We start from the raw sequence: 7,484 nt of genomic DNA on the forward strand, positions 1-7,484 counted from the left end.
CATCCTGCCCGCATCGTGGGACGCGACTGACACATCGGATCCCGGGAAGGTAACCTCTCGTACGGGTCCGAGAGGCGCTGCAACGGGCGAGAGCCCGCCACGCTCGGGCCCGAGACACCGACTTCCGCAAGGGCGCCTCCCATACGAACTTGGGAGGTGCTCGAAGAAATATGACCCACACCAATCTGCGCGAGCTTCTGGACGAGCGGATCGCGGTGCTCGACGGCGCCTGGGGCACGATGCTGCAGGGCGCGGGGCTCACCCCCGCCGACTACCGCGGCGACCGCGTCACCGATGACCACCCGAAGGACGTCACCGGCGACCCCGACCTGCTGAACCTGACCCGGCCGGACGTGATCCTGGACGTCCACCGGCAGTACCTCGCCGCCGGCGCCGACATCACCACGACCAACACGTTCACCGCCACCGGCATCGCCCAGGCCGACTACGGCCTCGAAGGCGACCTGGTCCGCGAGATGAACGTGCAGGGCGCCCGGCTGGCCCGGCAGGCGGCCTCCGAGTTCGAGGGCCGGTTCGTCGCCGGCTCGGTCGGCCCGCTGAACGTGACGCTGTCGCTGTCCCCGCGGGTCGAGGACCCGGCCTACCGGACCGTCACGTTCGACCAGGTCAAGGCCACCTACGCGGAGCAGATCGCGGGGCTCGCCGAGGGCGGCGTCGACCTGCTGCTGATCGAGACGATCTTCGACACGCTGAACGCGAAGGCCGCGATCGCCGCGGCCCGCGAGGTCGCCCCCGAGCTGCCGCTGTGGATCTCGGTGACGATCGTCGACCTGTCCGGGCGGACGCTGTCCGGGCAGACCGTCGAGGCGTTCTGGCGGTCGGTCGAGCACGCCGAGCCGCTCGCCGTCGGGGTGAACTGCTCGCTGGGCGCCGCGGAGATGCGCCCGCACGTGGAGGAGCTGGCGCGGATCGCCGGCACCTACGTCGCCTCGCACCCGAACGCGGGCCTGCCGAACGCGTTCGGCGGCTACGACCAGACCCCGGAGGAGACCGGCGCCCTGCTGCGCGACTTCGCCGAGTCGGGCCTGGTCAACGTGGTCGGCGGCTGCTGCGGGACGGGCCCCGCGCACATCGCGAAGATCGCCGAGGCGGTGCGCGGCGTCGCGCCGCGCCGGGTGGCGCGGCCCGCGAGGGCCAGCCGGTTCAGCGGGCTGGAGCCGTTCGAGATCGGCGCCGACACCGGCTTCATCATGGTCGGCGAGCGGACGAACGTCACCGGCTCCAAGCGGTTCCGCAAGCTCATCGAGGCGGGCGACCACCAGGGCGCGGTGGACGTGGCGCTGGAGCAGGTGCGCGGCGGCGCGAACCTCCTCGACGTCAACATGGACGCCGACCTGCTCGACAGCGAGCGGGAGATGACGACGTTCCTGAACCTGATCGCGACCGAGCCCGAGGTGGCCCGCATCCCGATCATGGTGGACAGCTCGCGGTGGAGCGTGCTGGAGGCCGGGCTCAAGACCGTCCAGGGCAAGGGCGTGGTCAACTCGATCTCCCTGAAGGAGGGCGAGGGGCCGTTCCTGGAGCAGGCGCGCCGCATCCGCGACTTCGGCGCCGGCGTCGTCGTCATGGCGTTCGACGAGACCGGCCAGGCCGACACCGCCGACCGCAAGGTCGAGATCTGCGCGCGCGCCTACGACCTGCTCACGCGGCAGGCCGGGTTCCCGGCCGAGGACATCATCTTCGACCCGAACGTCCTCGCCGTCGCGACCGGCATCGAGGAGCACAACGACTACGCGAAGGCGTTCATCGAGGCGCTGCCGCGGATCAAGGAGCGCTGCCCCGGCGCCCGCACCAGCGGCGGCATCTCCAACCTGTCGTTCTCGTTCCGCGGCAACGAGGTCGTCCGCGAGGCGATGCACTCGGCGTTCCTGTACCACGCGGTGCGCGCCGGGCTCGACATGGGCATCGTGAACGCCGGGCAGCTCGCCGTCTACGAGGACATCCCCGCCGACCTGCTCGAACTCGTCGAGGACGTGCTGTTCAACCGGCGCCCCGACGCGACCGACCGGCTCGTGTCGTTCGCCGAGACCGTCAAGGGCAAGGGCACCGTCCGGGAGGTCGACCTGTCCTGGCGGGACGCGCCCGTCGAGCAGCGCCTGTCGCACGCCCTCGTGCACGGCATCGTCGACTTCATCGAGGAGGACACCGAGGAGGCCCGGCAGAAGGCCGCCCGCCCCCTCGACGTCATCGAGGGCCCGCTGATGGACGGCATGAAGATCGTCGGCGACCTGTTCGGGTCCGGGAAGATGTTCCTGCCGCAGGTGGTGAAGAGCGCCCGCGCGATGAAGCGCTCCGTCGCCTACCTGGAGCCCTTCATGGAGAAGGAGAAGGAGGAGGCGCTCCGCACCGGCCGCATCCGGCAGGAGCGCGGCCAGGGCAAGATCGTCCTCGCGACGGTGAAGGGCGACGTGCACGACATCGGCAAGAACATCGTCGGCGTCGTCCTCGGCTGCAACAACTACGACGTCGTGGACCTCGGCGTGATGGTCCCCGCCGCGAAGATCCTCGACACCGCGATCGAGGAGAACGCCGACGCCGTCGGCCTCTCCGGCCTGATCACCCCGTCGCTGGACGAGATGGTGTCCGTCGCCGCCGAGATGGAGCGCCGCGGCATGAGGCTGCCGCTGCTCATCGGCGGCGCCACCACGTCCCGGCAGCACACCGCCGTGAAGATCGCGCCCGCCTACGACGCGACGACCGTGCACGTGCTGGACGCGTCCCGCGTCGTCGGCGTCGTCTCCGACCTCCTCGACGAGGACCGCGCCGCCGCGCTGGCCGCCGCCAACCGCGAGGAGCAGGCCCAGTTGCGCGAGCAGCACGAGAAGAGGCAGCGCCGCCCGATGCTCACGATCGAGCAGGCCCGCGCGAACCGCGAGAAGGTCGACTTCTCCGACCTGCCGACGCCGGCCTTCACCGGCGTCCGGATCGTCCGGCCCGAGCTGTCCGCGATCCGCGAGATGATCGACTGGCAGTTCTTCTTCCTGGCCTGGGAGCTGAAGGGCAAGTACCCGGCGATCCTCGACCAGCCCGTCGCCCGCGAGCTGTTCGACGAGGGCAACCAGCTGCTCGACCAGATCGTCGCGGACGGCTCGTTCGAGGCGTGCGGCGCCTACGGCTTCTGGCCGGCGCACTCCGAGGGCGACGACATCGTCCTGCCGGACGCCCGCTTCCCGATGCTGCGCCAGCAGACGTCGAAGCCGGAGGGGCGCCCGAACCGCTGCCTCGCCGACTACGTGGCCCCGTCCGGCGACCACCTCGGCGGCTTCGCCGTGACGATCCTCGGCGCCGAGGACCTCGCCGCGCGGTTCGAGGAGGAGAAGGACGACTACAAGGCCATCATGGTCAAGGCGCTCGCCGACCGGATGGCCGAGGCGTTCGCCGAGTACGTCCACCTGGAGGCCCGCCGCGCCTGGTTCGAGCCCGATGCCGAGCCGTCGCTGGAGGACCTGCACGCCGAGCGCTTCCGCGGCATCCGCCCGGCGCTCGGCTACCCGGCGAGCCCCGACCACAGCCTGAAGCAGACGCTGTTCGACCTGCTGGACGCGGGCCGGCTCGGCATGAAGCTCACCGAGTCCTTCGCCATGGCCCCCGCCGCCAGCGTCAGCGGCCTGATCTTCGCCCACCCGGCGTCCCGCTACTTCACGGTGGGCCGCGTCGGGAAGGACCAGATCGAGGACTACGCCGCCCGCTGCGGCCTCCCGGTCGCCGAAGTGGAGCGCTGGCTGGCGCCCAACCTCGCCTACGACCCCGCCTGACCGGCGGGACGCCGACGACGGGAAACGCCTGACGGCCGCCGCGCCGCGGCCGTCAGGCGTGCCTTGCCACCGGGCCTTCCGGGAGGTCAGGGACGGGCGATGCGGACCTTCCAGACCTCCGGGCCCGCCTCCTGGTAGTCCCAGGTGAACTCACCGGGGTACTGGGAGGCGAACTGGTAGTACAGCGGCTTCGGGTCGTGGTCGTTGACGAGGACGAACCCCTCCCCGGACCCCAGGGCCTCGAACGTCGCGAAGATCTGCTGGTGGCGCTGCCCGTGGGCGAGCACCCGCACGTCGAGTTCGCCGTCCGCCACCTCGGCGGTCGCGCCGGGAACGCCTGGGTGCGCGTCGTGGCCGCCGCAGGTGCACTGGTGGCCGTCGTCGCCGGACGCCGTGCCCTCGCCCAGGATCTCGTGCATGCCGTCCAGCAGCGCGCCGAGGTCCACGCCGGCGTCCACGAGCGCGGGCAGGATCAGGTCGTTCTCCTTCTCCAGGTGCGACTGGAAGAGGGCGTTGACCGCGGTCGCCGCGCCGACCGCCTCCGCGGGCGTCCGCGCCGCCGCCAGCTCGGCGACCTTCTCGCGCAGGACGACGTGCTCGCGCAGCATCGCGCGCAGCAGGAGGCGGGCCTCGGGGATCTCCTCGGCCGCCTTGTAGAGCGTCCGCTCCTCGGCCTCCGCGTGGGGGATGATCTCGTCGGTGCAGAACGCCGCGAGCTTGTCGCGCCGGTCGTAGGGGGCGGCGAGCTGGTCGACGGCACGGGCGATGGTGAGCGTGTGGTCGGCCATGGTCCGGCCGAGCCGCTCGTGATGGTCGAGGATGGCCCGCACCGTCTCCTGCTGCGGGTTCGCGGTCGATGTGGTCATGAGCACTCCTGGGGTGCCGGACTGTTTTTCACAACACTACTTGTATTTATAATAGCGGGCATGGAGAATCAGGTCACAGGGGTACGCGACCTCGACCCCCGGGCCGTGCCCCGTCCGGCGGCGCGCCGGCTTCCGCTGCTCGCCGGCGCGCTGCTGTCTCTCCTGGTCGCGCTCTGGGGCGCCCTGGGCCTGCTGAACCTCGACGTCCCGCTGCCGCGCACCTCGTTCGCGCAGCAGCACGGCCCGCTGATGGCCCTCGGATTCCTCGGCACGCTGATCTCCCTCGAACGCGCCGTCGCCCTCGGCCGTCCCTGGGCCTACGCCTCCCCGGCCCTCGCCGCCGCGGGCGGGCTCGCCACCGCCGCCGGGTTCATGCTCCCCGGGCGGCTGCTGCTCACCGCCGCCGGCGGCTGGCTCATCGCGATCTACATCACGGTCCTCGGCCGCCGGACGGGACGCGACCTCGCCGTCCAGATCATGGGCGCCGTCGCCTGGTACGCCGGCGGCATGCTGTGGATCGGCGGCCGCACCGTCGGCGACGTCGTCCCGTGGCTCGCCGCGTTCCTCATCCTGACCATCGCCGGTGAGCGCCTCGAACTCGCGCGGGTCGCCTTCCTGGGCCGCCGCGCCGCCGACGGGCTCGTCGCCGCCGCCGCGGTGATCGGCGCCGGCGCGGCCGTCTCCGTGCGGTGGGACGACCCGGGATGGCGCCTCACCGGGCTCGGCATGATCGCGCTGGCCGGCTGGCTCGCCGTCCACGACGTCGCGCGCCGCACCGTCCGCGGCACCGGGCTGCCCCGGTTCGCCGCCGCCTGCCTGCTCGCCGGATACGCCTGGCTGACCGTCGCCGGGGCGATCTGGCTCGCCGCCGGGCGCCCCGCGTCGACCGGCTTCTACGACGCCGCCCTGCACGCGGTGTTCCTCGGCTTCGTGATCTCGATGGTGTTCGGGCACGCGCCGGTGATCCTGCCCGCCGTGCTGCGGGTCCGGCTGCCCTACCACCCGATCCTGTACGTGCCGCTCGTGCTGCTGCACGCGTCGCTGGTGGTGCGCGTGGCGGGCGACCTGGCCGGTGTGTCCCTCGCGCGGACGACCGGGGGCGTGCTCGGCGAGGTGGCGCTCCTGCTCTTCGGCGGCTGCGCCTTCGCCGCATCCCGCCTGGTCAGGCGTGAGGCGCCGCGCCCGGCCGGAGGGCCGGCGGCAGGTTCGGCAGGTTCGGCGGGCGCGGCAGGTTCGGCGGGGGAGGCCGCGCCGGGGCCGGATGAGAAGGCCGCGCCGAAGCCGGACGGGGAAGCCGCGCCGGGGCCGGACGGGGAAGCCGCGCCGGGGCCGGACGGCGAGGTCGTGCCGGAGCCCGACCGGGAGGACGCGCCGGGGCCGGACGGGGAGGCCGCGGCGGGGGACGCCACCGGAGAGCTTGCGCCCGGACCGGGCGGAAAGGAACGGACATGACGACCCTCGGAGTACGTCCGAAGGTGGGTGGTCCGCCCCCGGCGCCGCGCCGGTCACGGTCCAGGTGGCATGCCATCGCGAACGGGGTCGTGCTGGCCTGGCTGGCGCTGACCGTCGCCGCCGCACTCGTCCGGCATGACCTGCCGATGCCGCGGTGGCTGCTGATCCACCTGTTCCTGCTCGGCGCGGTCACCAACGCGATCGTGACGTGGACGGAGCACTTCGCGTCGGCGCTGCTGCGCGTCCCGGCCCCGCCCGACTGGTGGCCGGTGACGCGGCTGGCGGTGCTGAACGCCGGGATCGCCGCCGTGCTGTGCGGGGTCTCCGAGGGATACGCCGGGCTCGCCGTCGGCGGTGCGGCCGGTGTCGTGGGCGTCGTCGCCGCGCACGTCGCCGTGCTGGGCCTGCGGGGGCGGGGCGCCCTGGGCGGGCGGTTCGCGCACGTCGTCGCCTGGTACCTGTGGGCCGGGGCCGCGCTGATCACGGGCGGGACGCTGGGCGGGCTCATGGCGTCCGGGCGCGTGCCCGCCGGCTGGCACGAGCGCCTCCACGCCGCGCACGCGCAGGTCAACCTGCTGGGCTGGGTCGGGCTCGCCGTGCTCGGCACGCTGTTCACGCTGTGGCCGACCGTGCTGCGCACCCGGATGGTGGACGGGGTGGGGCAGATCGCGCGCTGGTCGCTGCGCGCCGCCGTCCCGGGGCTCGCGCTCGCGGTCGGCGGGCTCCTCGCAGACCTGCGGTGGATCGTTGTCGCAGGTCTCCTGGTGTATGCGGGTGCCGCTGGTCTGGCTCTGGTCCCCTTCGTCCAGACGCTGCGGCAGCGGCGCCCGCATACGCCCGCGTCCTGGATGCTCGCCGCCGGGACGTCCTGGTTCGCCGTCGCGCTGATCGCGGACGCGGCGCGGCAGAGTCTCTCCGGGCTGCTCCCGCTGGTACTGGTCGGGTTCGTCGGGCAGACGCTTCTGGGCGCCCTGACGTTCTTGCTGCCCGTCGTCCTCGGCGGGGGACCGGGGGCGTTGAAGGCCAACTCGGCGGTGATCGAGCGGGTCTGGGCGGCGCGCGTCGTGGCGATCAACGCCGCCGTGCCGCTGCTCGTCCTCCCGGTCCCGGAATGGGCGGACCGCGCCGGATGGACCGTCGTCCTCGCCGCGCTGGCCGCGTTCGTCCTGCTGGCGGTCGCGACGATCCTCCGCACGCACCGGCCGTCCCCGGTCGTCGCGGGCGTCACCGCCGGCGTCCTCCTCACCGCCCTGGCCGTCGGGCTGACGGCGGGCGGCGACTCGTCCTCGTCCTCCCAGACGGTGGCCGCGTCGGGGACGCGGGTGGTGGAGGTGAGCCTGGTCAACATGCGCATCTCCCCGAAGACGATCGAGGCGGCGCCGGGGACGCG

Annotated in this window: 3 protein-coding genes and 1 pseudogene; 3 read left to right on the top strand and 1 reads right to left on the bottom strand. The window is 73.1% G+C overall.

The features are described from left to right. Positions 1-170: 170 nt before the first annotated feature. Positions 171-3,776 (top strand): methionine synthase, encoded by a 3,606-nt coding sequence (metH, locus tag ABTW95_RS02610; RefSeq protein ID WP_500223868.1) that lies wholly within the window; start codon positions 171-173, stop codon positions 3,774-3,776. Positions 3,777-3,862: 86 nt separating this feature from the next. Here the strand turns inward: metH and ABTW95_RS02615 are convergent, their stop codons facing one another. Further along, the gene (locus ABTW95_RS02615; protein ID WP_500223870.1) at positions 3,863-4,642 is read right to left on the bottom strand and encodes a DUF2249 domain-containing protein; all 780 of its coding nucleotides are present in this window, start codon (positions 4,640-4,642) and stop codon (positions 3,863-3,865) included. 60 nt (positions 4,643-4,702) lie between these two features. Between ABTW95_RS02615 and ABTW95_RS02620 the strand changes: the two genes are divergently transcribed. Then, the gene (locus ABTW95_RS02620; RefSeq protein ID WP_500223872.1) at positions 4,703-6,094 is read left to right on the top strand and encodes a DUF8744 domain-containing protein; all 1,392 of its coding nucleotides are present in this window, start codon (positions 4,703-4,705) and stop codon (positions 6,092-6,094) included. Then, positions 6,091-7,484 (top strand): annotated as a pseudogene (locus ABTW95_RS02625) (multicopper oxidase domain-containing protein); the annotation flags it as partial. The gene ABTW95_RS02620 and the pseudogene ABTW95_RS02625, both read left to right, overlap by 4 nt.

Source organism: Spirillospora sp. NPDC127506, from assembly GCF_040302145.1.
Taxonomy (GTDB): domain Bacteria; phylum Actinomycetota; class Actinomycetes; order Streptosporangiales; family Streptosporangiaceae; genus Spirillospora.